21 protein-coding genes are annotated in these 22,743 nt (G+C 72.3%); 5 read left to right on the top strand and 16 right to left on the bottom strand.

Annotated features, from left to right (window positions below; genetic code table 11):
• Nucleotides 1–42 precede the first annotated feature (42 nt).
• From DSC45_RS32115 to DSC45_RS32095, 5 genes are all read right to left on the bottom strand, one after another.
• Nucleotides 43–1,332 carry an ABC transporter substrate-binding protein gene (locus tag DSC45_RS32115; RefSeq protein ID WP_119295530.1) on the bottom strand — a complete coding sequence of 430 codons (1,290 nt, stop codon included), beginning with the start codon at nucleotides 1,330–1,332 and terminating at the stop codon, nucleotides 43–45.
• The gene (locus tag DSC45_RS32110) at nucleotides 1,329–2,390 is read right to left on the bottom strand and encodes a branched-chain amino acid ABC transporter permease (protein ID WP_240434970.1); all 1,062 of its coding nucleotides are present in this window, start codon (nucleotides 2,388–2,390) and stop codon (nucleotides 1,329–1,331) included. The genes DSC45_RS32115 and DSC45_RS32110 overlap by 4 nt, the downstream gene beginning before the upstream one ends.
• A gap of 94 nt (nucleotides 2,391–2,484) precedes the next feature.
• Nucleotides 2,485–3,375, bottom strand: coding sequence for a branched-chain amino acid ABC transporter permease (locus DSC45_RS32105; protein WP_119295528.1), 891 nt, complete (start codon nucleotides 3,373–3,375; stop codon nucleotides 2,485–2,487).
• Complete coding sequence (locus tag DSC45_RS32100; RefSeq protein ID WP_119295527.1) at nucleotides 3,372–4,157, bottom strand: ABC transporter ATP-binding protein; 786 nt, start codon at nucleotides 4,155–4,157, stop codon at nucleotides 3,372–3,374. The genes DSC45_RS32105 and DSC45_RS32100 overlap by 4 nt, the downstream gene beginning before the upstream one ends.
• Nucleotides 4,154–4,966: an ABC transporter ATP-binding protein gene (locus DSC45_RS32095; RefSeq protein ID WP_119295526.1), complete on the bottom strand. Its 813-nt coding sequence runs from the start codon at nucleotides 4,964–4,966 to the stop codon at nucleotides 4,154–4,156. The genes DSC45_RS32100 and DSC45_RS32095 overlap by 4 nt, the downstream gene beginning before the upstream one ends.
• A gap of 202 nt (nucleotides 4,967–5,168) precedes the next feature.
• Here DSC45_RS32095 and DSC45_RS32090 point away from each other — a divergent pair, with 202 nt between their 5' ends.
• Entirely contained in the window at nucleotides 5,169–6,380 is a 1,212-nt protein-coding gene (locus DSC45_RS32090) for a PucR family transcriptional regulator (protein ID WP_119295544.1), read from the top strand.
• A gap of 78 nt (nucleotides 6,381–6,458) precedes the next feature.
• On the opposite strand, the gene DSC45_RS32085 is transcribed toward DSC45_RS32090, so the two are convergent.
• The 3 genes from DSC45_RS32085 to DSC45_RS32075 all read right to left on the bottom strand — a co-directional run bounded on the left by DSC45_RS32085 (nucleotide 6,459) and on the right by DSC45_RS32075 (nucleotide 9,875).
• Nucleotides 6,459–7,580, bottom strand: coding sequence for a glycerate kinase (locus tag DSC45_RS32085; RefSeq protein ID WP_119295525.1), 1,122 nt, complete (start codon nucleotides 7,578–7,580; stop codon nucleotides 6,459–6,461).
• Nucleotides 7,581–7,884: 304 nt separating this feature from the next.
• The gene (locus tag DSC45_RS32080) at nucleotides 7,885–8,361 is read right to left on the bottom strand and encodes a methylated-DNA--[protein]-cysteine S-methyltransferase (protein WP_119295524.1); all 477 of its coding nucleotides are present in this window, start codon (nucleotides 8,359–8,361) and stop codon (nucleotides 7,885–7,887) included.
• Between the two features lie 38 nt (nucleotides 8,362–8,399).
• Nucleotides 8,400–9,875 (bottom strand): AlkA N-terminal domain-containing protein, encoded by a 1,476-nt coding sequence (locus DSC45_RS32075; RefSeq protein WP_119295523.1) that lies wholly within the window; start codon nucleotides 9,873–9,875, stop codon nucleotides 8,400–8,402.
• Between the two features lie 206 nt (nucleotides 9,876–10,081).
• On the opposite strand from DSC45_RS32075, the gene DSC45_RS32070 reads away from it, so the two are divergent.
• Nucleotides 10,082–10,774 carry a helix-turn-helix domain-containing protein gene (locus DSC45_RS32070; RefSeq protein WP_119295522.1) on the top strand — a complete coding sequence of 231 codons (693 nt, stop codon included), beginning with the start codon at nucleotides 10,082–10,084 and terminating at the stop codon, nucleotides 10,772–10,774.
• Between the two features lie 62 nt (nucleotides 10,775–10,836).
• Here DSC45_RS32070 and lpdA read toward each other — a convergent pair whose 3' ends face one another.
• Both lpdA and DSC45_RS32060 read right to left on the bottom strand, forming a co-directional pair.
• Nucleotides 10,837–12,243, bottom strand: coding sequence for a dihydrolipoyl dehydrogenase (lpdA, locus tag DSC45_RS32065; protein WP_119295521.1), 1,407 nt, complete (start codon nucleotides 12,241–12,243; stop codon nucleotides 10,837–10,839).
• Nucleotides 12,244–12,266: 23 nt separating this feature from the next.
• Complete coding sequence (locus DSC45_RS32060; protein WP_162929407.1) at nucleotides 12,267–13,682, bottom strand: phytoene desaturase family protein; 1,416 nt, start codon at nucleotides 13,680–13,682, stop codon at nucleotides 12,267–12,269.
• Between the two features lie 93 nt (nucleotides 13,683–13,775).
• Here DSC45_RS32060 and DSC45_RS32055 point away from each other — a divergent pair, with 93 nt between their 5' ends.
• Nucleotides 13,776–14,423, top strand: a complete 648-nt coding sequence (locus DSC45_RS32055; RefSeq protein WP_119295519.1) for a hypothetical protein — start codon at nucleotides 13,776–13,778, stop codon at nucleotides 14,421–14,423.
• On the opposite strand, the gene DSC45_RS32050 is transcribed toward DSC45_RS32055, so the two are convergent.
• From DSC45_RS32050 to DSC45_RS32040, 3 genes are all read right to left on the bottom strand, one after another.
• A complete protein-coding gene (locus DSC45_RS32050) occupies nucleotides 14,380–15,216 on the bottom strand; it encodes an inositol monophosphatase family protein (RefSeq protein ID WP_240434966.1) in 837 nt (278 codons plus the stop codon). The two genes, DSC45_RS32055 and DSC45_RS32050, sit on opposite strands and share 44 nt — an antisense overlap.
• A 106-nt stretch (nucleotides 15,217–15,322) precedes the next feature.
• Nucleotides 15,323–17,209, bottom strand: a complete 1,887-nt coding sequence (locus DSC45_RS32045; protein WP_119295518.1) for a gamma-glutamyltransferase family protein — start codon at nucleotides 17,207–17,209, stop codon at nucleotides 15,323–15,325.
• A 122-nt stretch (nucleotides 17,210–17,331) separates the two neighbouring features.
• Entirely contained in the window at nucleotides 17,332–17,838 is a 507-nt protein-coding gene (locus DSC45_RS32040) for a MarR family winged helix-turn-helix transcriptional regulator (RefSeq protein WP_119295517.1), read from the bottom strand.
• A gap of 174 nt (nucleotides 17,839–18,012) precedes the next feature.
• Here DSC45_RS32040 and DSC45_RS32035 point away from each other — a divergent pair, with 174 nt between their 5' ends.
• The gene (locus DSC45_RS32035) at nucleotides 18,013–18,603 is read left to right on the top strand and encodes a malonic semialdehyde reductase (protein ID WP_119295516.1); all 591 of its coding nucleotides are present in this window, start codon (nucleotides 18,013–18,015) and stop codon (nucleotides 18,601–18,603) included.
• Between the two features lie 29 nt (nucleotides 18,604–18,632).
• Nucleotides 18,633–19,850, top strand: a complete 1,218-nt coding sequence (locus DSC45_RS32030; RefSeq protein ID WP_119295515.1) for an MFS transporter — start codon at nucleotides 18,633–18,635, stop codon at nucleotides 19,848–19,850.
• 12 nt (nucleotides 19,851–19,862) lie between these two features.
• Here DSC45_RS32030 and DSC45_RS32025 read toward each other — a convergent pair whose 3' ends face one another.
• The 3 genes from DSC45_RS32025 to DSC45_RS32015 all read right to left on the bottom strand — a co-directional run bounded on the left by DSC45_RS32025 (nucleotide 19,863) and on the right by DSC45_RS32015 (nucleotide 22,680).
• Nucleotides 19,863–20,690, bottom strand: coding sequence for an alpha/beta fold hydrolase (locus tag DSC45_RS32025; RefSeq protein WP_119295514.1), 828 nt, complete (start codon nucleotides 20,688–20,690; stop codon nucleotides 19,863–19,865).
• Nucleotides 20,691–20,758: 68 nt separating this feature from the next.
• Nucleotides 20,759–21,448, bottom strand: a complete 690-nt coding sequence (locus DSC45_RS32020; protein WP_119295513.1) for a response regulator — start codon at nucleotides 21,446–21,448, stop codon at nucleotides 20,759–20,761.
• Nucleotides 21,445–22,680 carry a sensor histidine kinase gene (locus DSC45_RS32015; RefSeq protein WP_119295512.1) on the bottom strand — a complete coding sequence of 412 codons (1,236 nt, stop codon included), beginning with the start codon at nucleotides 22,678–22,680 and terminating at the stop codon, nucleotides 21,445–21,447. The genes DSC45_RS32020 and DSC45_RS32015 overlap by 4 nt, the downstream gene beginning before the upstream one ends.
• Nucleotides 22,681–22,743: the final 63 nt, after the last annotated feature.

Below are 22,743 nucleotides of genomic sequence, written 5' to 3'. Positions count from 1 at the left end.
GATCGGTTCGGGGCCCTCGTCGCGTGTGCGGTGGTGCGGGAGTCAGTCCTTGCCGGGTGTGAAGTCCTTCGCCTCCTCGGCCGTGCCGGCCTCCCTGACCACCGAGGAGCCGCCCTTGGCGCCCTTGTCCGGGCGGATGATGACGCTCTCGGTGGACGTGGGTGCGTCCGGGTCGGAGAAGGTCTGGGCGCCGAAGCCGCTGTCGTAGTCGTCCATCGTCAGGAGGGCCTTGCCGACGCCCTCACGGGTGAGGTCCTTCGCCTTGCAGGCCCGCTTCAGGGCCTGTGCGAAGGCGTCCGTGGCCGTCCAGCCGGCGACTACGCCGTTGTCCAGGGCGTCCTTCGGGTAGGCCTTCGCGTAGTCCTTCGCCAGCTTGCGCGGCCCCTCGGCGTCGCCGCCGATCGGCAGGGACGGGGTGGAGACGTAGTACATCTTCTCCAGGGCCGGACCGGCCTGGGTGGCGAGAAGCTGCGGGGCGTACGCGGAGTTGTTGCCGATCACCGGGACCTCGAGGCCGCTCGCCGCGGCGACGCCGACCAGGGAGGCCGCCTGGCGGGGGCCCGCGCTGATCACGACGGCCTTGACGCCGGCCTTCTTCAGGGCGACGACCTGGGCCGACATGTCGTTGTCGGTCGGCTTGATCTTCTGTTCCACGACGGTCAGTCCGGACTTCTTCGCCATGTGCCGGGAACCTGCCACCGCGTTCTCGCCGTAGTCGCCCTCGAAGTAGACGTGCCCGAGCTTGTCGCCCTTCTTCAGGCCCTTCTCCTTCATCAGGAAGTCGATCGCGTTGATCGTCTCCAGGTCGTACGTGGAGCCGATCACCCGGACGTACGGATTGCCGAGCAGGTCCGCGGACCAGGCCTGGGGGATGACCAGGGCCTTGTCGGAGCGGATGCGCTGGTCGACGGACGCGACGAACGGGGAGCCGATGAACTGGGCGAAGCCGAGCACCTTCGGCTCCAGCTCGGTGTACGCGGCCACGGCCTTCTGCGGGTCGTAGCCGTGGTCGCGGACCGTGAGGGAGAGCTTGCGGCCGCAGATGCCGCCCGCGGCGTTGGTCTGCTTCACATAGAGCTGCTGTGCCTGGGTGACGCTCTTGCCGAGGGTGGCGTAGACACCGGTCCGGTCGGTGAGGGCGCCGATCGGGATCGTCTTGTCGGTGACTCCGTCACCGGTCTTCACTCCCCCCGCGCCCGCCTCGCCGCTGCCGTCGCCGCCGGTCGCCTTGGAACTGCAGGCGGCCGCGCCGAGGGCGAGCAGGGTGGCGAGCGCGGTGGCCGCGGCCCGGGTGGAGCGCCGGTTCCGGTGGGTCCTTCGCTGCGCGTTCATCGTTCCTCCCCTGAGGGTCCTGGAGTTCCAGGTGTGGGCTTTTGGGGGTGCTTCGAGGGTGTGCCGCGCCGGGTGACGAGTCTGATCAGGCCACCCGGCAGGAACAGGACGACCGCGACGACCGCGGCGCCGTAGAGATAGCGGGCCGCCTCACCCGGCGCGACCCCGCCGGTGCCCGATTCGGCCACCAGCGGCAGCGCGTCGCTGTAGCGCGTGAGCACCTGCGGCAGGAGCGAGACGAAGGCCGCGCCGATCACCGCGCCGGCCACCGATCCGAGGCCGCCGATCACGATCATGGCGAGGTACTCGAGGGAGAGGACCATGCCGAAGTAGTCGGGCACGGTCCGCTGGAAGACGAGCGCGAGCAGGACTCCGGCGAGGCCCGCGTACATCGACGACAGGACGAAGACCGCGGCCCGGTAGCGGGCGACCGGCACGCCCATCACGCCGGCCGCGATCCGGTGGTCGCGGATCACGTTCATCGCGCGGCCCGGCCGGCCGCGCAGCACTCCGCGGGCGAAGAACGCACAGCCGGCGAGCAGTACGAGACCCGCGTACCAGAGCTTCTCGGCGGAGCCGAACGGGACGGCGGCGATGACGAGTTCACTGTCGTCGAAGCTGAATCCGAGGACGTTCAGCGGCGGTACGTCCCGCCCGTTGAAGCCGCCGGTCAGGTCGTGGGCGTTGAACAGCACGTGCTGGCCGATGAAGATCAGGGCGAGGGTGGCGATGCCGAGGTAGGCACCGCGCAGCCGGCCGGCGATCGGGCTGAACAGGCCTCCGGCCAGACCCGCGAGCGCCACCGCGAGGACCGCGGCCACGACCGTGGGCAGGCCGAGACCGGTGAGGCCGTCGCCGCCGTCTCCGGCGAAGGCGCAGTAGCCGTACGCCCCGACCGCCAGGAAGAAGGCGTGCCCCATGGACAGCTGGCCGGTGGAGCCGGTGAGCATGTTGATGCCGATGGCGCCGATGCCCGCGGCCATCGCGAACAGTCCCGCCTGCAGCCAGAACCGGTCCAGGTAGAACGGCAGCGCGAGCAGCAGGACGCAGCCCGCGATCCAGAGGTAGAGACGGGGGCCGGGCGGCCGGACGGCGCGAACGGTCTTCGCGGGAGGTGTTCCCTCCCCCGCCACGACGGTCGTTCCTGATGTGTCAGACACGGGCGAGCTCCTTCGTACCGAACAGTCCGGCCGGCCTGACGAGCAGGATCACGATCATCACCAGATACGGCGCGAGGTCGCCGAGCCCGCGGCCGAGGAAGGTCAGATCGCTCTGATAGCCGGTGGCGAGCGACTCGGTGATGCCCACCGTGAGACCACCGACCAGGGCGCCCGTGGTGGAGTCGAGGCCACCGAGGATCGCCGCGGGGAAGGCCTTCATCGCGGCCAGCGAGGTGGAACGTTCGAGCCCCGGGGTCGGGAACACGGTGAGGAACAGGGCGGCCACCGCGGCGAGTCCACCGGCCACCGCCCACGCACCGAGCGACACCCGGCCGAGCCGGACCCCCATCAGGGCGGCGGTCTCCGCGCTCTCGGCCGCCGCCCGCATCGCCACGCCCCACGAGGTGTGCCGGAAGACGAGCAGGAAGGCGGTGATGAGCAGGCCCGCCGCGATCAGTGCGGCGACCCGGGTCTGCGCGATGGTGACGGAACCGATGGTGAGTACGGCGTCGCCCCAGGGGTCGCCGACGGCGAGCACGTCGGTGCCGATGCGCCGGGTGAGCTCGGTGACCAGGAGGATGTCGACGCCGATGGTGACGATGGCGAGCACGCTGTGGTCCCGGCCCCGGTACCGGCGCATCACCAGGAACTCGATGGCGGCGCCGACGAGTGCGGCCCCCGCCACGCCGACGAGCAGCGCCGGCCAGAAGCCGATGTCGTCGTGCAGTACCGCGGTGACGTAGCCGCCTGCCAGGAGCAGGGAGGCATGGGCGAAGTTGACGACCTCGGTGGCCTTGAAGATCACCACGAAGCCGAGGGCGATGAGGGCGTAGACGGAGCCGAGCGAGACGCCGTTCAGGAGCAGTTCGGCGAAGGTGGTCATGAGGCTTCCTCCGCGTCCTCGCCCAGGTAGGCGCGTACGACCGCCGGGTCGTTCTGCACGGCGGCAGGTGTGCCGTCGGCTATGCGGCGGCCGAAGTCGAGGACGGTGACGGTGTCCGCGAGGCGCATCACGACTCCCATGTCGTGCTCCACGAGGACGATCGAGATGCCGAGGCTGTCGCGGACGCCGGCGATGACGGCCGCGGTACGACGACGTTCGTCGGCGGTCATGCCGGCGACGGGTTCGTCGAGCAGCAGCAGCTCGGGTTCCATGCACAGGGCGCGGGCGAGTTCGGCGAGCTTCTGTGCGCCGTACGGCAAGGAGCCCGCGGGGCGGTCGAGTTCGTCCTTGAGGCCGACGAACTCGGCGATCTCACGGACCCGTTCGCGGTGCCGGCGCTCCTCGCGCACGGCGGACGGGAGCCGCAGGCCGGCGGCGACGAAACCGGCCCGGGTCAGGCGGTGGCGGCCGAGCAGCAGGCTGTCGGCGACGGTGGCGGTGGGTGGCAGGGCGAGATTCTGGAAGGTACGGGCGACGCCGAGTCCGGCGATGCTGTGCGGGGGCAGTCCGGTGAGTTCGTCGGTGCCCAGGCGCACGCTGCCGGAGGCGGCACGGTAGACGCCGGAGAGCACGTTGAAGCAGGTGGACTTGCCCGCGCCGTTGGGTCCGATCACCGCGTGCACGGTGCCGGGAGCGACGGTGAAGTCCACCGCGTCCAGGGCGGTGAGGCCGGCGAACCGTACGGTGAGTCCCCTGACCTCGAGAGCTGGTACGGCGGTCATCGGCTGTCCTCCCAGCGGCTGAGCACGGGACGGGCCTCGGTGGCGCGCGAGGCGTCGTCCGCGGCCGTCTCGTCCACCACTCCGAGGTAGCGGCGGCGCACCTCGTCGGAGGCGGCGAGTTCCGCCGCGGGGCCGGCGAGGGTGACCTCGCCGACCTCCAGGACGTAGGCGTGGGTGGCGAGGCGCAGCGCGAGGGCGGCGTTCTGCTCGACCAGGAGGACCGAGGTGCCCTGGCCGTTGATCTCGCGGATGGTGTCGCCGATGCGGGCTGCCATCAGCGGTGCGAGACCGAGCGAGGGCTCGTCGAGCAGCAAGAGGCGTGGGGAGGCCATCAGGGCGCGGCCCACGGCGAGCATCTGCTGCTCGCCGCCGGAGAGCAGTCCGGCCTGCTGGCGAGAGCGTTCGGCGAGTACGGGGAACAGTTCGTGCACGCGGCGCAGGGCCGCGGCCTTCGCCGTGCGCGGGCCGCTCGCGCCGAGTGCACCGGCCCGGAGGTTGTCCTCCACGGTCATCCGGGCGAACACCTGGCGGCCCTCGGGCACTTGGGAGACTCCGGCGGCGACGGCCCGGTCGGCCCTGCGGCCGTCGAACGGCCGGCCCCCGAGCGTCATGGTCCCGCCGGTCACGGCTCCGCCGTGGAACGACAGGGTCCGCGAAATCGCCCGCAGCAGTGTGGACTTGCCGGCTCCGTTGCCGCCGAGCACGGTCACGACGGACCCCTCGGGCACGTCGATCGACACGTCGCGCAGTGCGCTCACGGGTCCGTATCCGGCGACGAGATCTCGTACGGCGAGTGCGGCACCCCCCATGGCTCCCCTTCCCTGGATCGCCCGGCCGCCCTGCGCAGCCCGGTCGGTGGCGCACAGCCCAGCACCGACCGGTCGGTACGTCTACGTGCGCCTGCCGAATCGCTGCCGGTGACCAGCGGGTGCGGCAGGGCGTTGTGCACGAGCACAACATCCCTTGTCAGGGGCCTGCCGGGGTGCCGCACGCAGTGGCATGCTCCGGCCCATGAGTGGGCGCAGGCCCCGTACGGGGCACGACTGGAAACTGCTCGCAGAGGCCTGCGGCGGTCTGCTCGACGGACTGCCGGACATGGTCGACGAGTTCCTGCGGCGGCTGGCCGCGCATTCGCCGACGTACCTCCGGGTCATCCCGCACGACCAGCACTGGCAGGAGGCGGAGGAGGCCATGCGCATCGGGATCGAGGCGATCCGGGCGCCTCGTGCGTCCCCGCGCCGCGATCTGGAGCATGCCGAACTGCTCGGCCGTCGGCGTGCCCAGCAGGGGCTGCCGCTCGACCTGCTCGTGCATGCCTACCGGCAGGCGGGACAGCTGACCTGGGAGACGCTCGTCGAGGAGTCCTCGGCCCGGCAGCCGGAGCGGCTCGCGGTCCTGATGCAGTCGGCGACGATGATCTGGCGCGCGGTCGACGAACTCGCCGACGTCGTCTCGGAGGCCTACCGCAGCACCGAGCTGGAACTGCGCCGCCGTACGGACGAGCGGTTGAAGGCGCTGCTCGACGCGCTCCTGGACGGCGACCGCTCACCCGGTCTGACGTCCCGGGCGGCGGCCGGGCTCGATCTGCCCGAGCAGGGCAGGTACGCGGTGGTGGCGCTGCGGGTGGAGCGGCGTGACGGGCGTGAGCCCTTCCACCGGCTCGTGCAGGGCTCAGGGGTGCGGTGCGTGTGGCGGATGCGTGCGGACTACGAGCTGGGGGTGGCCTCGCTCGCCGCGGACACCGGGCTCGACGCGCTGGCCGAACTCCTCGGCAGCGCGCCGGGTCCCGGCGGGGTCAGTCCTGTGGTGGCGGGGCTCGGCGAGCTGGGGCGGGCCCGTCGGCTCGCCGAACTGGCTCTGCGTACGTGCGCGCCGGACGCCACCGGCATCGTGCGGCTCGACCGGCGGATGCCGGCCGCACTGGTGGTCAGCCAGCCGGAGTTGGCGGGCCTCCTGGTGTCCGACGTCTTCGCGGCGCTGCTCGCGCTCGATCCGGCGGACCGGGCGGTGCTGCTCGAGACGCTGGAGGCGTGGCTGGCGTGCGAAGGCTCGGCGGGGCGAGCTGCGGGGCGTCTGTACTGCCACCGGAACACGGTCTTCAACCGGCTGCGGAGGCTTGAGCACCTCACGGCGCGGTCGTTGTCGCGGCCGCGGGATCTCACGGAGATGACGCTTGCCCTGGACGCACATCGGCTGGGCGGTCTCAGCGCGTCCGGCGGTTGAGGGCGGGGCCGGAACGGGGGCCGGTGCAGGACCGGCCCGACGGGGTTGCCCTCGCGCGTCGGACGCGCTGGAGATGGCTCAGGCCAGGAAGTCCCGGGCGATGCGCTCGGCCAGGTCCTCCAGGATCGTCCCCGCCTCGTCGATGCACCGCTGGACGTCCGGCTCGAGGTCCGTGAGCGCGTACGCCCGGCGGATCCCCGCCGCCCCCAGCGCCTCCGCCGGCAGCGCGAGCCGCCCGCAGACCGCGACGACGTCGACGCCCTCCGCGCGGGCCGCCGCCGCTACTCCGGCCGGCGCCTTGCCGTGCAGGGTCTGCTCGTCGAGCGAGCCCTCGCCGGTGATGACGAGAGTGGCCCGCTCCAGCGCCGGGGCGAAGCCGAGGACGTCGAGCATCACGTCGATCCCCGGCCGGAAGCTCGCGTTCAGGCCGACCAGGGCGCCGTACCCGATGCCGCCCGCCGCGCCCGCGCCGGGCGCCTTCGCGTGTACCGCGGCCTGCGGCCCGACGGCCTTCTCGAGGACCGTCGCGAAGTGCGCGAGCGCCGCGTCGAGCGTCTCGACGTCCTCGGGGCTCGCGCCCTTCTGCGGCCCGTAGACGGCGGGCGCGCCCTTCGGCCCGGTCAGCGGATTGTCCACGTCACTGGCGAGCACGAGGTCGACGTCCGCGAGGCGCGGGTCGAGCCCGGACAGGTCGGCGGTGACCAGTTCCCGCAGCGGCCCACCGCCGGGAGCCACGGGCTCACCGTCCGCGTCCAGGAACCGTGCGCCGAGCGCGGCCAGCATGCCGGCCCCGCCGTCGGTCGTGGCACTGCCGCCGACGCCGAAGACCAGGGTCCGCGCGCCCGCGTCGAGCGCCGCCAGCAGCAGTTCGCCCGAGCCGTAGGTGGTGGCGGTGAGCGGGGCGAAGACCCCGTCGGGCAGCAGCTGGAGCCCGGAGGCCTCCGCCATCTCGACGACCGCGGTGTCGCCGCGCAGCGCGTACGCGGCGGTCACCTCCGTGCCCACCGGGCCGGTTACCCGCACCTCGCGGCGCTCGAATCCGCCGGCGACCGCCGCGGCGACCGTCCCGTCGCCGCCGTCGGCGACGGGCAGCGCCTCCACGCTCAACTGCGGCACGACACGGCGCAGCCCGGCCGTCACATGCTCGGCGACGGCCACGGCCGTGAGCGATCCCTTGAACTTGTCCGCGGCAATCAGCACACGGTCCCTGCCGTGAGCTGTCGTGCTTGCGGCATTTACAGCGTCCGCCACCTTGGTACCCCTTGCTTCGTGGGCCTCGCTCGTGGCAAGGCCGTCGCGCCGCTGCGACCTTAACCGGCCCGAGGGGCTCCTGCCCATGCCCGGCCTCGCGGAGGCCGGTGGAAGTCGGGCGCCAAATCGGCAGATGGCGGGTGATGCCGGGCGGGATCCGGCGAGAAATGATCGATCATCCCCCCCTTGGAAGCCCGCAGCCCGCAGCCCGCAGCCCGCAGTGAGCCGGGAACCGGGAACCGGGAACCGAAGGTCACTCCTCCCCCGCCTCGAAGTCGAGCAGCCGCTGCTTGCGCGCCAGGCCACCCCCGTACCCCGTGAGGCTGCCGTTGGCCCCGACCACGCGATGGCACGGGACGATGATGCCGATCGGGTTCTTGCCGTTGGCCAGGCCCACCGCGCGGGCCGCTGCCGGCGCCCCGATGGACTCCGCGAGTTCGCCGTAACTGCGGCGTTCTCCGTACGGGATGCGGCGCAGTTCGGCCCAGACCGTGCGCTGGAAGTCCGTGCCCGCGAGGCACAGCGGTAGGTCGAAGTCCGTCCGCTCTCCGGCGAAGTAGGCGTCCAGTTGCCGGACCGCCTCCGTGAAGGGTTCCGGGTCGCGGTCGCCGAAGGTCTCCTCGGGTGGGCGGTGACGCTGTTCGGTCATGTAGAGGCCCGAAAGGACGCCGTCGGTGGCGACGAGCGTGAGCGGGCCGTAGGGGCTGTCGATCACAGTGTGGGTGCGCATGGCTGCTTCCTCACGGGTAGCGGGACGGGCGGACGCCGTCACGACGGCAGGTGGTTGATCGGGTGGTCGTCGACGGTCCACAGGTACTGGACGGCGTACGCCCGCCACGGGCGCCAGGCCGCCGCGCGGGCGGTGAACGCGGCGGGCGTGGACGGCAGGCCGAGGCTCTCGGCGGCCCGCCGGATGCCGAGGTCGGTCGGCAGGAACGCGTCGGGGTCGCCGAGCGCGCGCATGGCGATGACCTCGACGGTCCACGGCCCGAAGCCCGGCAGTGCGGTCAGCCGGGCCCGTGTCTCGGTCCAGTCCCCTTCGACGCCGAGCCGCAGCGAACCGTCGACGAGTCCGCCGACGAGCGTGGTGAGTGTCGTACGGCGACTGCCGGGCAGCGCGAGCGACTCCGGGTCGAGTGCGGCGAGCGCCTCCGGCGCGGGGAAGAGGTGGGTGAGCCCGCCCTCGGGGTCCTCGATCCTGTCGCCGTGTGCGGTGACCAGACGGGCCGCGTGGGTACGCGCCGCGGCCGTCGAGACCTGCTGTCCGAGTACGGCGCGGACCGCGAACTCCGCCTCGTCGACCGTACGCGGCACCCGGCGCCCGGGAGCCTTGTCGACGAGCGGCGCGAGCAGGGGGTCCGTGCGCAGCTGGTCGTCCACGGCCACGGGGTCGGCGTCCAGGTCGAGGAGCCGGCGGCAGCGGGCGATGGCCACGGCGAGGTCCCGCTGGTCGGTGAGCGAGAGCCGGCACCTGATGTGTCCGTCGGCCGGGGCGAGGGCGACCACGCCGTGGCCGTGCGGCAGCCGGAGGGTGCGCCGGTAGGCGCCGTCGCGCCACTCCTCCACACCGGGGACGGCCGTGGCGGCGAGGTGGCCGAAGAGGTTGTCGGGGTTGAGTGGAGCTCTGTACGGCAGGCGCAGGCTCAGTACGCCCGAGGTGGTGTCGGGGGCCTTCGGCGATCGTCCGGCACGTGCGCGCAGTTCGCCGGGGGCGAGTGCGTAGACCTCACGGACGGTCTCGTTGAAGGTGCGTACGGAGGCGAATCCGGCCGCGAACGCGACCTCCGCGAGCGGCAGTCGGGTGGTCTCGATGAGCAGTCGGGCGGTCTGGGCGCGCTGTGCGCGGGCCAGGGCCAGCGGGCCGGCGCCGAGTTCGGCGAGGAGTTGGCGCTCGATCTGGCGGGTGCTGTATCCGAGGCGGTCGGCGAGTCCGGTGACGCCCTCGCGGTCGACGACGCCGTCACCGATCAGGCGCATGGCGCGGGCGACCGCGTCCGCGCGGTGGTTCCACTGCGGCGATCCGGGGGTGGTGTCCGGGCGGCAGCGCTTGCAGGCGCGGAAGCCGGCCTGCTGGCAGGCGGCCGCGCTCGGGTAGAAACGCATGTTGCGCGGCTTCGGTGGCACGACGGGACAACTGGGCCGGCAGTAGATCCCGGTGGTCACGACGGCCGTGTAGAACCAGCCGTCGAAGCGCGCGTCCTTCGCCTGGACGGCCCGTACGCAGCTCTCGGTGTCGGTGTGCATGGGACAAGCCTCACCCATGGTCAGGGCTTCGGCTGGCGAGAATGCGACATCATCCTGGAGGGGGACGGAGCAGGGGTGGCGCAGGGTTCGGAGCGGGGTGCGGCGCAGGGTCGGGTGCCGGATCCGCCGGAGCCTGCGACCTGCGCGTGTGCGAGCCCGCGGGCAGCGGCGGATAATCATTGCGGCAACCGGCGAAGGAGCGGGCGATGACGGAATCGACCGATCCGCGGAGCATGTCCGAGGGCGACGCCTCCGCGGGAAGCGATCTGGGCCGCAGAGTGGCAGCGCTCCGCAGCGATCACGCGCTGACCGTGGAAGAGCTCGCGGAACGGGTCGGCTCCTCGCCCGAGTACATCCGCTACGTGGAGAGCCATCCGTCCGCACCGGGCATCGGTTTCGTCACCCGGGTCGCCGACGCCCTCGGCAGCTCACCGGCCGAACTGTCCGGAGCCGATGTCGATCAGCCGCCGGGCCGGGCGCCCGAGTCCGGGTACGCGGATCTGGTGCGACTGCCCGAGGGCGACTGCCGCGATCTGGTGGGCTTCCACGGCATCGGCCGATTCGGCCTCGCCGACCGCGACGGACTCCCGGCGATCGTGCCGGTCAACTACGTGGTCACCGCGGACGGTCACCTGGCGGTCCGTACGACCGAAGGCACCGTCGTCGCCGGTGCGGCCGGCCAGACGGCGGCCTTCGAGGTGGACCGGATCGACGAGGTGACGCGTACCGGCTGGAGTGTGCTGTTCGTCGGCGAGGCACGCGAGGTGCAGGGGCCGGCCGAACAGGAGCGGCTCGACGCCCTGAGCCCGAACTCCCCCTGGAGGGGAGGCGGGACGGAGCAGTGGGTGGTCCTGACTCCGCGCCGCGTCACGGGCCGCCTGATCCACCGGCCGGACTGAACTCACCGGCCGGTGGCGGGCGTTGCCTGCGCCCCGGACACCCGGGACGCAGGCGGCGTGGGTCACATATTGATCATGTGACCGGCGAGTCCGTGCACCGCTTCCTTGACCGCCTCACCGAGCGTCGGATGCGCGTGCACATTCCGGCCGACCTCGTGCACGGTCAGGTCCCACTGCTGAGCCAACGTCAACTCCGGGAGCAGTTCGGTGACTTCGGGACCGATCAGGTGCGCGCCGAGCAGTTCGCCGTACGCCTTGTCGCTGATCACCTTGACGAAACCGACCGGCTCGCCGAGACCGTGCGCCTTGCCGTTCGCGGTGAACGGGAACTTGGCCACCTGGACGTCGAAGCCTTCGTCCCGGGCCTGCGCCTCGGTGTATCCGAAGCTGGCGACCTGCGGCTGGCAGTAGGTCGCCCGCGGGATCATCCGGAAGTCGACCTCCATGGTCTCCGCGCCCGCGAGCGTCTCGGCCGCGATGACGGCCATGGCTTCGGCGGCGTGCGCCAGCATCAGCTTGGCGGTGACGTCACCGATGGCGTAGATGTGCGGCACGTTGGTGCGGCCACGGCCGTCGACGTCGATCGCGCCGCGCTCGGTCAGCCGTACGCCGGTGGCCTCCAGGCCGTAGCCCGTGACACGCGGGGCGAAACCGATGGCCTGCAGCACCTTGTCGGTCTCCAGCACCTCCTGGGTGTCGCCCTTGGTCACGGTGACCCGGACGGGCCCCGCCGGGTCCGAGTCGTCGATCGCGTCGACCCGGGTGGAGGTGAGGACCTTGATGCCCAACTTGCGGTAGTGCTTGGCGAGTTCCTTGGACACATCGGCGTCCTCGGTGGGCACCATGCGGTCGAGGAACTCCACGACGGTGACGTCCACGCCGTAGTTGTGCAGGACGTAGGCGAACTCGGCGCCGATCGCGCCGGCGCCCGCGATGACGATACTGCCGGGCAGTTCCTGCTCGAGGATCTGCTCCTCGTAGGTGACGACCCGGTCGCTGAGGCTGGTCCCGGGCAGCAGCCTGGTGGTGGCGCCGGTGGCGAGGATGCAGTGGTCGAACGTCACGGTGCGGGTCTCGCCGTCGGCGAGGGACACCTGCAGGGTGTGGTCGTCGGTGAAGGTGCCGCGGCCGTCGTATTCGGTGATCTTGTTCTTGCGCATCAGGTAGTGGACGCCTGCGACCCGGCCGTCCGCGATCTCGCGGCTGCGCTTGAAGGCCGCGCCGTAGTCGACGGTGATCGGGCCATCGGTCCGGATGCCGAACTGCTCGGCCTGCCGGGTCACGATGTGCGCCAGCTCCGCGTTACGCAGCAGGGCCTTCGACGGGATGCAGCCGACGTTCAGACACACACCACCCCAGTACTTCTCCTCGATCACCGCGACCGAGCGGCCGAGTTGTGCGCTACGGACCGCCGCGGTGTAGCCGCCCGGACCCGCACCCAGTACAACGACTTCGTAATGCTCACTCATGGCCCAACTGTTGCACGAAGTCGTCAGGACGTGGTGCGCAGGCGGCGCCAGACGGCCTTGGCCGCGTTGTGCCCCGACATCCCGTGCACGCCGGGGCCCGGTGGGGTCGCCGACGAGCAGAGGAAGACCGCCGGGTGCCGGGTGCTGTACGGCTTGAGGGAGAGGCCGGGGCGCAGCAGGAGCTGGAGTCCTGACGCGGCACCGCAGGCGATGTCGCCGCCGACGTAGTTCGCGTTGCGCCGGGCGAGTTCGGGCGGGCCGGCGGTGGCGCGGGCCAGGACCCGGTCCCGGAACCCCGGTGCGAAACGCTCCAGTTGGCGCTCGATGGCGTCGGTCAGATCGCCTTCCCAGCCGTTCGGCACATGGCCGTACGCCCAGAACACGTGCTTGCCCTCCGGGGCCCTGGACGGGTCGGCGAGGGTGGGCTGGACGGTGATCAGGAAGGGGTCGTCGGGGGCACGGTCGGTGCGGGACGCCTGGTGCAGGGCGTGGCCGATGGCCCGGCTCGACGCTCCGATCTGGACCGTGCCTGCGCGGCGCGCCTCGGGCGCGGTCCAGGGGACCGGTCCGTCCAGGGCGTAGTCGATCTTGAAGACGCCTGCCCCGTAACGGTAGTTCTCGTAAGCGCGGCCGAGGCCGGCGATCCTGGCGAGCGCGGTCGGCGAGGTGTCGAAGACGTAGGCGCGGGCGGGCGGCAGGTCGTCGAGGCGCTTCACCTCATAGTCGGTGTGCACCTCGGCGCCGAGGTCCTTGAGGTATCCGGCGAGGGAGTCCGAGACGGCCTGGGTGCCGCCACGGGCCACCGGCCAGCCGTTCGCGTGCGCGGCGAGCGCGAAGACCAGGCCGACGGCGCTGGTGGCGATGCCGCCGAGCGGTGCCATGACGTGCGCGACGAGTCCGGCGAACAGGGCACGCGCGCGATCGTCGCGGAACCGCTCGCGCAGCAGCCAGCTCGACGGCTGCAGCCCGGTGAGGCCGAAGCGTGCCAGCGTGACCGGGTCCCTGGGCAGTGCGCTGAGCGGCAGCGACATGAAGTCGCGGGCCAGGCTGTCCCATTTGCCGACGAACGGCGCGACGAGGCGGCGGTACGCGCCCGCGTCGCGCGCCCCGAAGGAGGCGGCCGTCTCGGCGACCGACCGGGACAGCACGGCCGCGGTCCCGTCGGTGAAGGGGTGTGCCATCGGCAGCGGAGCGTGCAGCCATTCGAGGCCGTAGCGGCCGAGCGGCAGGTCGCGGAAGGCGGGCGAGCCGATACCCAGCGGGTGCGCCGCGGCGCACGGGTCGTGGCGGAAGCCGGGGAGGGTGAGCTCCTCGGTACGGGCACCGCCGCCGATGGTGCTCTTCGCTTCGTACACGGCGACCGAGAAGCCGCGGCGGGCCAGCTCGACGGCCGCGGTCAGACCGTTCGGTCCCGCCCCCACGACGACGGCATCAAGCATCGACGGCACCTTCGGACTCCTTCGTCAGCCGGGCCACTCCCGCCCAGGATAGGCCCGGGCTCCGGCGGGTCGTCCGGCGGTAGGGTCCGGACCATGCTGCGCCGATTCCGCCGCCGCGCGCCGGGCGGTCACACACAGGACTGGTTCGAGACGGACGCGGCCGGTGCCGTCCTGCGGCAGGCCTCGTTCCGTCCCGATCTCGTGCCTGACGTCCTTGCCCGTGAGTCCGGTCCTCGGCAGGCGGGCACGGACGGCGCGGCGTGCGTGGCGGCCTCGCGTGCCGAACTCACGGCGCTGTGCGAGGACTTCGGGTCGCTTGCGGTGCGGCTGTACCGGGCGGTGTACGGTTCACCGCTCACGACGGCCACCGAGGCGAGCCGGGAGCCTGGTGCGACCCAAGTGCACGTCACCTCCGGGGAGTTCGAGCGGGCCTGGACGATCGCGCGCAGGGACCGGCACTTCACCCCCTGCGACCGCGGGCCGCTGCCGGCCGGCGCCTCGGTGACCGGCACCGTCGCAGCCACGCCGTGGGGCATCGGTGTGACCGGCCTCCTCGTCGAACTCCCGCTGCCGGTCCAGGGGTTCGTGGACATGGGGCAGCTGGGCGCGGCGGAGAACTGGCCGGCCGTCGGGACCCTGGTCGAGTTCGAGGTCCTCGGCGTGCGGTTCAACGCCGGACGCCGGCCCCGCCCTCAGGTCAGGCTCCGGCCGAAAGCAGTCCGAGCACCCGGTCGAGCGTGACCTCGTCGCGGGCCGCGGAGAACGGAAGTGCGTTGCCCCCGGCCAGGCGGAACGGCACTCCCTCGAGGGTGCGCTGCGAGCCGCCCGCCTCTGCGACCAGGAGCAGCCCCGCCGCGTGATCCCACGCGTTCTCCCAGGAGAAGGCGATCGCGTCCAGCTCGCCCCTGGCTATCGCGAGGTACTCGAGGCCCGCCGAGCCGCAGGGCCTGGCGTTCACCCCCGGCACCTGCAGTCCGAGCAGGGCGCGCTTCTGGGCGTCGGTGGTGAAGTCCGGGTGGGAGGTGGCGACTTCGAGGGGCACACCGTCGGCCGGGGATCCCGCGGTCAGCACATCGCCGTTGAGCCGGGCGCCGCCGCCGCGGACCGCGACGGCCATCTCGTCCAGCGCGGGCGCGTACGTCCAGGACGCGAGCAGCTCGCCGCGCAGGGCGAGAGCGACCAGGGTGCAGAAGCCGGGGTCGCCGTGCACGAACTGGCGGGTGCCGTCGACCGGGTCCACGATCCACACGGGCGCGTCCCCGCGCAGCTCCGCGTACGTCGACGGGTCGGCGTGCACCGCCTCCTCGCCGACCACCACTGAACCGGGCAGCAGGCGTCCGAGCGACTCCGTCAGGTGCTCCTCGGCGCGCCGGTCGGCGACCGTCACCAGGTCGTGCGGCCCGTGCTTCTCCACGATCTCGTGTGCGGCCAGCTGCCGGAATCGCGGCACGATCTCGGCTGCGGCCGCCTTGCGGACCGCCTCCTCCACATCGGTCAGGCCGTCCTTCAGGAAGGCCTCCATCTTTTCGATCATGTGTCCCATCAGAACACGCGACACTGACAACGCCCGCTGCGCCCGGTGCACGGACGGTGACTCCGGGGTGAATTCCCGGGGCGGCGGACGCGGGGCCTGGGCCGGCTCAGCGTCCGACGGCGTAGCCCTGCATTCCGCGGGGATTGGCGGCTGCCGAGAGGATTCCCGTACGCGGGTCCCGGGCGACCGCGCACAGGCGGCCCTCCGACCAGGGTCCACCCACGGTGACGTGGTGCCCTCGTGCCCGCAGTCCCTCGATGACGTCCTCACCGATCCGGTCCTCCACGGTCACGCTTCCCGGCTGCATCCCCCGCGGGAAGAAGGAGCTGGTGAACGACTCGTTGTGCCAGTTCGGGGCGTCGACGGCGCCCTGCAGGTCGAGCGTGCCGCGGACCCGTGCGCGCAGGGCCACGTCGAGGAAGAAGTGCAGCTGCCACTGGTCCTGCTGGTCGCCGCCCGGCGAACCGAAGGCGAGTACCGGAACACCGTCGCGGAGGGCCAGGGACGGCGTCAGGGTGGTGCGGGGACGGCGGCCCGGCGTGAGGGACGACGGCAGGCCGGGTTCGAGCCAGGTCATCTGCAGGCGCGTGCCGAGAGGGAAGCCGAGCTCGGGGACCACCGGGTTGGACTGTAGCCAGCCGCCGCTCGGGGTCGCGGCGACCATGTTTCCCCAGCGGTCGACGACGTCCAGGTGACAGGTGTCACCGCGGGTGCGGCCGTCGCGCGCGACGGTGGGCTCGCCCACGCCCGGTTGCGGGACGCCGGTGACGCGGCCGTCGGCGGTGGCGTGTCCGCTGAGCCGCGGGGCGCGTCCGTCGGGACTGCCGGGCCGCAGCTCGGACGAGGCGCGGTCGCCGATCAGGGTGCGGCGGGTGGCGTTGTACTCGGGCGACAGGAGGGCGTCCAGCGGTACGTCGGCGCAGTCGCCGTACCAGGCCTCGCGGTCGGCCATGGCGAGCTTGCAGCCCTCGATCAGCAGATGCACGTACTCGGCCGACCCCGGGGCGGGCAGATCGTCGGGCAGCAGCGCCAACTGCTGCAGCAGGGCGGGCCCTTGGCTCCAGGGCCCTGCCTTGCACAGGGTCCAGCCGTTCCAGTCGTAGGTGGCTGGGGCCTCGTACCCGGCGCGGTAGGCGGCCAGGTCGGCGTGCGTGAGCGTGCCGGTGTGGGCGGTGCCGCTGGTGTCCAGGGTGGGGCGGCGGGACTGGCGTATCAGCGCGTCGGCGATGAAGCCTTCGCGCCAGATGCGGCGGGCCGCCTCGATCTCGCGGGTGCGGTGGGGGGTCTGGAGAGCGGCTGCGGCTTGGGTGTCGGTTTGGGGTCGGGTTTGGGTTTGGGTGTGCGTGGTGGCCGCCGCTTCCGCCTCCGCTTCCGCCTCCGCCTCCGCCTCCGCTTCCGCTTCCGCGATGAGTCGGCGCCAGGTCGCCGCCAGCGCGGGGTTGCGCAGCAGGTCCCCCGCGCGCGGGGGCTGCCCGTCCCGCAGGTACACAGAGGCGGAGGTCGGCCATGCCGTCTCGAAGAGGTCCTGTACGGCGGTCACCACGGCGCCCACGTTCTCCACCGGCGGGTGCCCGTTCTCCGCGTAGCCGATGGCGTACTTCAGGATCTCGGCGAGCGATTTGGTGCCGTGGTCGCGGAGCAGCACCATCCAGGCGTCGAAGGCGCCGGGCACGGCGGCCGCCAACGGGCCGGTGCCCGGGACCGCGTCGAGCCCGAGGGAGCGGTAGTGCGCGATGCTCGCCCCCGCCGGGGCGGGTCCCTGGCCGCACAGCACACGCACCTCGCCGTCCGCGGGTGCGAGCAGGATCGGCACCTCGCCCGCTGGGCCGTTGAGGTGCGGTTCGACCACGTGCAGCACGAAACCCGCGGCGACTGCGGCGTCGTAGGCGTTGCCGTCGGACTCGAGTACCGCCATCGCCGACTGGGACGCCAACCAGTGCGTCGTCGACACCATTCCGAACGTGCCCTGCAGTGTGGGCCGGGTCGTGAACATGCAGCCAGTCACCTCGTCGCTCGCGTGGATCCGCCGCCGGGCAGGCTACCCACGCCCCGAACGGCACTCCCCACGGAACCGCCCGGCTCCAACGGGAGGACCAGTCCCGCAGGACGGCCCCTTCAGGCCAGCGATGTGTCCCCGTGCGCTTCCAGGAGCTTGCGCAGTGCTCCGGCGACCTGCTCGCACTCGTCACGGTCCAACGCCTCGCAGATGCGGGCGTAGTTGATGAGGTGATCGGCGATGAGCTCGTCGGCGAGCCGGAGGCCGTGGTCCGTGAGGCTGATGCGCACCGTGCGCCGGTCGGCTCCGTCGCGGACCCGCTCGACGAGGCCCTTGGCCTCCATCCGGTCGATGCGGTTGGTGATCGCGCCCGAGGTGACCATGGACGCCTTGAGGAACGCGCCCGCGGTCAGGGCGTAGGGCGGGCCCGAGCGCCGCAGGGTGAACAGCACATCCGCCTCGGCCTGCTCCAGACCGTGCTCCGCGGCGAACCGCTTGACCTCCTTGGTGAGGATCTGGCCCATGCGCTGGACGCGGCTCAGGAGCTGCAACGGCCACATGTCGTCGGCCAGTTCGGGCCGCTGCTCCGCCCACTGACCGATCATCTCGTCCACCGCGTCACTCATTGGGCTCTCCCTCGACGTTGGCCTTCTCAACGAAGTGCTTCTCAACCTGAACCCTCTCAAGGGGCACTCCCTCAACAGGCGTTTTCTTAACGTTAAGACACTTGACGCTGAGCGGAATCGGCTGTTTTTATCTCAACGTTGAGATTATCAATCCTAAGTGAAACGGAGCCCCCGATGTCCCTCGTCCTGCCCCCGGACACCCAGAACCTCCTCTTCCGCGAGGCCCGCACAGCCAACACCTTCACCGACGAACCGGTCTCCGACGCCCAACTCCAGTCCGTCTACGACCTGATCAAGTACGGCCCCACCGCCTTCAACCTCGCACCCCTGCGCGTCGTCCTGGTGCGCTCCCCCGAGGCCCGGGCGCGGCTCGTCACCCGCATGGATCCGGGCAACGACACGAAGACCGCCGCCGCGCCCCTGGTCGCGGTCCTCGCCACCGACTGCGAGTTCCACGAGGAGACGCCCCGGCTCCTGCCGCACGCCCCCGGCGTGAAGGACGCCTACTTCGCGGAGCGACCCGTGCGCGAGGAGTCCGCCCGACTCAACGGCGCCCTGCAGGCTGCGTACTTCATCGTCGGACTGCGATCCGCCGGCCTCGCCGCAGGCCCCATGACCGGCTTCGACCACGAGGGCGTACGCAAGGAGTTCCTCGACGGCGACCACCTCCCGCTCATGGTCGTCAACATCGGCCGGCCGGGCCCGGACGCCTGGTTCCCGCGCCTGCCCCGACTCTCCTACGACGAAGTCGTCACCACCGTCTGACCCGACTTCGGCCCACCAGGAGGTCCGGCATGCCTGCCACCACTTCGCCGCCCACCCGCACCGCCGCGCCGACGTCCCCCGCCCTCGTGCCGGTGCTCTGGCTCGCGCTTCTCGCCACTCCCACGGCCGTCGGGGCCAACGCGCCCACGCTGATCCTCCCCGCCATGGGCGACAGCCTCGCAGTGTCGACGGCCACCGCCACCTGGCTGGTCACCAGCTTCGCCTGGGGCATGGCGGTAGGCACACCACTGATGGCGGGACTCCTGCGCCGACAAGGAGCCGCGTCAACTCTGCGGTGGGGAACGGGACTTGTCATGGCAGGCACCCTGACCGCCGGCCTGGCTCCCTGGCTGCCGTTGCTCCTGGCCGGCCGTGCGGCACAGGCGCTCGGCGGTGCCGGACTCGTCGCGGTGGCGATGAACCTGGCAGGCCCGCCGCGCCGCATGGGGGGCATCAGCTCGGGCTTCGGCGTACTCGGAGCCTGCGGGCCACTGGCGGGCGAACTACTCGCCTCCGCGGTGTCCTGGCGCCTGTCCCTGGCCCTTTCGGCCCTGTCGCTGATCGCCGTACCCGCCGTGCTCCGCCATGTCCGGGCCGCACCGCTGCCGCAAGCGCGCGCCTTCGACGGGCGCGGCGCCGCCCTGCTGCTCGCGTTCGCCTCGGCCCTGGTCCTGCTGCCGACCGCCCCGGTCCCCGCCGTGCTCGCCGCGATTCCGGCTGCCGCGCTGCTCACCCGCCAGGTGCGCCGCCGCCCCGACGGATTCCTGCCTGCGGTGCTGGTGCGCAGCCGGTCCTTCCTGGCGGCGGCAGGCGTCGCCCTCGCCCTGTCCACCTCGTACTTCACGCTGCTGTTCGCGGTTCCGCGGCTGATGCAGGACCGCTCCGCCTGGTCCACCGGCGCCATCGGTACCGGTCAGCTCGTCGCGCTCCTGACGGGTGCCGCCCTGTCCTGGCTGCTCGCGGCGGCGTCCCCACGCATGAGCCGCCCCACCGTCTACGTCACCCTGCTCGGCCTCGGCGCCGTGGCCGCCGGCACCGCGACCACGGCCTCGTCACCCGCGCTGCTCCTGGCCGCCGCCACCTTCGCCGTACTCGCCGCCACCGGCAGCAACGCCATCCTCTCCGGATACGCGGCCCAGACAGCGCCGGTACCCCAACGCCCGGCCGCCTTCGGCGTGTTCGTCCTCTTCTACCAACTCGGCGGCGCGCTCGGGCCGGCAGCCGCGTCTCTTCTCGTACCGGCGTGACGGCCCGGGCGGTCAGGCACCACCGGCCGTGGCGGCGAGGAAGTCACGGATCGCCGACGCGGTCTCGTCCGGGCACCGCTGGTGCACCCAGTGGTCCGCTTCGAGTTCGACCAGGGTGGTGCGTCGGCGCCGCGTCGCCATCTCCCGCGCCTGCAGTGTCGGCAGGACGGTGCTGCGGGTGCCGTGCAGCAGCAGCGCGGGACAGTCCGAGCCCAGCCACACGGGCCAGTGATCGCCGAGGATCCGGGTGTCCGAGTCGACCATGTCCCGCGGATGGCAGGCGAGCCGCCACCCGCCTTCGCAGGGCCGCATGCCGGCCTCGAGGAGCGGCGCCAACGAGCCGCAGGCGGCGAGGAGTCGGTCCCGGCTCGGCGCGGTGTACGGCAGGTCGAGGAGGAAGGACAAGGGGGCCGGGTCGACGACCGGCAGTTCGGCCGGACCGTCGATGTCGACGAGCGCGCTGACCGTACCCGGGTGGGCCGCGGCGAGGTGATAGGCGTTGACGGCCCCGAGCGAGTGGCCGATCACCGGCAACGGTCCTCGATCGAGGCCCAACTCCCCCAGCAGAAACCGAAGATCGTCCACATACCCCTGCCGGTCGTAGCACTGGGCACGGTCGGAGTCCCCGTGCCCGCGCTGGTCGGGAGCGACCGTCCGCCAACCGTCGGCGGCGAGAGCCGCAGCCAGCGCCATGAACTCGAAGCCCTCCCCCAGATGACCGTGCAGCGCAAGCAGCGGACGCCCTCCGGCAGGTCCGTACGTCAGGTGGCTCAACCGCCTGCCGTCGGGAGTCACGACATGGGCGCGTACGGGTCGTTCCGGGCTCGCTGGGGAGGGCATGTGATCACGGTAGTCCGCGGCCCCTGCCCGCTCAGGTCCGGCACCGCCGCCGAGCGCCGCCGGCCCGCTCAGGCACGGCCCTCGTCCGCGCGGAGCGTCGCCGTTCGCGCCGTCACCAGGCCGGACTCGTAGGCATGAACGACGAGTTGGGCACGGTCACGGGCGCCGAGTTTGGTCATGGCGCGACTGATGTGGGTCTTGGCGGTGAACGGGCTGATCACCATGTGCGCGGCGATCTCCTCGTTGCTGAGACCGCGCGCGGCGAGCGCGGTGACCTCGCGTTCGCGCCGGGTGAGGCCCTCGAGGCCGGTGGCGGTGAGCCGATCCGGCGGACGGGCGACGAACTCGCCGATCAGGCGGCGGGTGATCGACGGAGAGAGCAGGGCGTCACCGGCCGCCACGATCCCCACGGCCTGCAGCAGGTCGGCAGGTTCGGTGTCCTTCAGGAGGAAGCCGCTGGCACCTGCCCGGAGCGCGTCGAACACATAGCTGTCGAGACCGTAGTTGGTGAGGATCACGACGCGTACCTCGCTCAGGTCCGGATCGGCGGCGATCTGCCGGGTCGCCTCGATTCCGGTCATCACCGGCATCTGTACGTCCACCAGGGCGATGTCGGGGCGCTGTTCGCGGACCAGGGCCACGCCCTGTCGCCCGTCGGCCGCCTCGCCGACGACTTCGATCCCGTCCTCGGCGTCGAGCAGTGCACGGAAACCGGCCCGCATGAGGGCCTGGTCGTCCACGAGTGCGACCCGGATCATGCGGACCGCCCGGTGGCGGGATCCGCTTCGGAGGACGACGAGGTGAGGGCCGACCCCTCCGACACCGCCGGGTGCGCGTCCAGCGCCGCCTGCGCGTCCAGCGCCGGTTCCCCGTCCAGCGCCGCCCCGGGAAGCCGGGCCAGCACCGAGAAGCCACCTCCCGCGCGCGGTCCCGCTTCCAGCATCCCGCCGAGTGCCGCCACCCGTTCCCGCATGCCGGTCAGTCCGGTGCCGGGTACGAACGGCCTCCCGGGCGCCACCCTGCCGTCGTCGTCGACCCGGACGGTGAGGCCGTGCGCGGTGTGCTCGATTCGGACGGCCACTTCGGCGTGTGGCGCGTGGCGGGCCGCGTTGGTCAGCGCCTCCTGAACGATGCGGTAGACGGCGAGCCCGGCCTCCGGGGCCAGTGCAGGCTCCGGCCCGGTCACGGTGAGATCGACGGCGAGCCCCGAGGACCGGGCGCGCTCCACCAGGTCCTGGACCCGCCCGGGCGGCGGCTGCTCACGCAACACGTCCAGCGTGGAGCGCAGTTCACGCATCGCCTCGCCACTCGCCTCCTGGATGGCGAGCAACGCGGCCGGCACCTCGTCGCCGCGCTTGCGTGCCAGATGCACCGCAACGCCCGCCTGCAGTTTGACGATCGAGATGCTGTGCGTCAGTGAGTCGTGCAACTCACGTGCGATACGCAGCCGTTCCTCCCCGGCCCGTCGGCGCGCGGCTTCCTCACGGGTCCGCTCGGCCTCCAGGGCGCGCTGCTCGGTCTGCCGCAGATACGCCTGCCAGTTCTTGTCGGCAACCCCTGTCACCACGGCGCACAGGAACCAGCCGGCGAGCAGCAGCGTCCGCCCGCCATCGCCCCCGTCCACCGCGGTCGCGATCAGGAACGCCGCGGCGGCGCCGGCCCCCAGCGCACGATGCCCGGCCCGCGAAGCGACGTGCACCGCACCCACCACGGGCACCGCCGCCACGGCTCCCACGGAGGACAGCAGGACACAGGCACCCAGACACACGGTCGTGACGACCAGGACGGCCCTGGGGGCGACGCCGTACGCGGCCAGCGCGCCCGAACCGATCAGGACGAGGGCGATCTCGAGAGCGTCGGGCCGGGAAGCCCCGGCCAGCACCAAGGCCGCGACCGCCGCCGCGACCAGTACGGGCACCAGCACCAGGCGTGCACTCGGCCGCCCGCGCTCAGACCCACCGTCTCCCGACTCCCGCCCCTCACCCCGCATAGGGGCAGCCTAGAGTCCGCACACCGGCCGGCACCTCCCCCGTGCAGACCGCTTCTCGACTAC

Origin of the sequence: Streptomyces sp. YIM 130001 (genome assembly GCF_003574445.1) — a bacterium.
In the GTDB taxonomy this organism is placed as follows: Bacteria; Actinomycetota; Actinomycetes; order Streptomycetales; family Streptomycetaceae; genus Streptomyces.
This window is presented reverse-complemented; position numbering and strand designations above follow the sequence as displayed.

Coding starts and splice junctions, on each gene's coding strand:
- DSC45_RS32115 (WP_119295530.1), bottom strand. CDS start 1,332: ATGAACGCGCAGCGAAGGACCCACCGGAACCGGCGCTCCACCCGGGCC.
- DSC45_RS32105 (WP_119295528.1), bottom strand. CDS start 3,375: ATGACCACCTTCGCCGAACTGCTCCTGAACGGCGTCTCGCTCGGCTCC.
- DSC45_RS32100 (WP_119295527.1), bottom strand. CDS start 4,157: ATGACCGCCGTACCAGCTCTCGAGGTCAGGGGACTCACCGTACGGTTC.
- DSC45_RS32095 (WP_119295526.1), bottom strand. CDS start 4,966: ATGGGGGGTGCCGCACTCGCCGTACGAGATCTCGTCGCCGGATACGGA.
- DSC45_RS32090 (WP_119295544.1), top strand. CDS start 5,169: ATGAGTGGGCGCAGGCCCCGTACGGGGCACGACTGGAAACTGCTCGCA.
- DSC45_RS32080 (WP_119295524.1), bottom strand. CDS start 8,361: ATGCGCACCCACACTGTGATCGACAGCCCCTACGGCCCGCTCACGCTC.
- DSC45_RS32075 (WP_119295523.1), bottom strand. CDS start 9,875: ATGCACACCGACACCGAGAGCTGCGTACGGGCCGTCCAGGCGAAGGAC.
- DSC45_RS32070 (WP_119295522.1), top strand. CDS start 10,082: ATGACGGAATCGACCGATCCGCGGAGCATGTCCGAGGGCGACGCCTCC.
- lpdA (WP_119295521.1), bottom strand. CDS start 12,243: ATGAGTGAGCATTACGAAGTCGTTGTACTGGGTGCGGGTCCGGGCGGC.
- DSC45_RS32060 (WP_162929407.1), bottom strand. CDS start 13,682: ATGCTTGATGCCGTCGTCGTGGGGGCGGGACCGAACGGTCTGACCGCG.
- DSC45_RS32055 (WP_119295519.1), top strand. CDS start 13,776: ATGCTGCGCCGATTCCGCCGCCGCGCGCCGGGCGGTCACACACAGGAC.
- DSC45_RS32050 (WP_240434966.1), bottom strand. CDS start 15,216: ATGATCGAAAAGATGGAGGCCTTCCTGAAGGACGGCCTGACCGATGTG.
- DSC45_RS32045 (WP_119295518.1), bottom strand. CDS start 17,209: ATGTTCACGACCCGGCCCACACTGCAGGGCACGTTCGGAATGGTGTCG.
- DSC45_RS32040 (WP_119295517.1), bottom strand. CDS start 17,838: ATGAGTGACGCGGTGGACGAGATGATCGGTCAGTGGGCGGAGCAGCGG.
- DSC45_RS32035 (WP_119295516.1), top strand. CDS start 18,013: ATGTCCCTCGTCCTGCCCCCGGACACCCAGAACCTCCTCTTCCGCGAG.
- DSC45_RS32030 (WP_119295515.1), top strand. CDS start 18,633: ATGCCTGCCACCACTTCGCCGCCCACCCGCACCGCCGCGCCGACGTCC.
- DSC45_RS32025 (WP_119295514.1), bottom strand. CDS start 20,690: ATGCCCTCCCCAGCGAGCCCGGAACGACCCGTACGCGCCCATGTCGTG.
- DSC45_RS32020 (WP_119295513.1), bottom strand. CDS start 21,448: ATGATCCGGGTCGCACTCGTGGACGACCAGGCCCTCATGCGGGCCGGT.
- DSC45_RS32015 (WP_119295512.1), bottom strand. CDS start 22,680: ATGCGGGGTGAGGGGCGGGAGTCGGGAGACGGTGGGTCTGAGCGCGGG.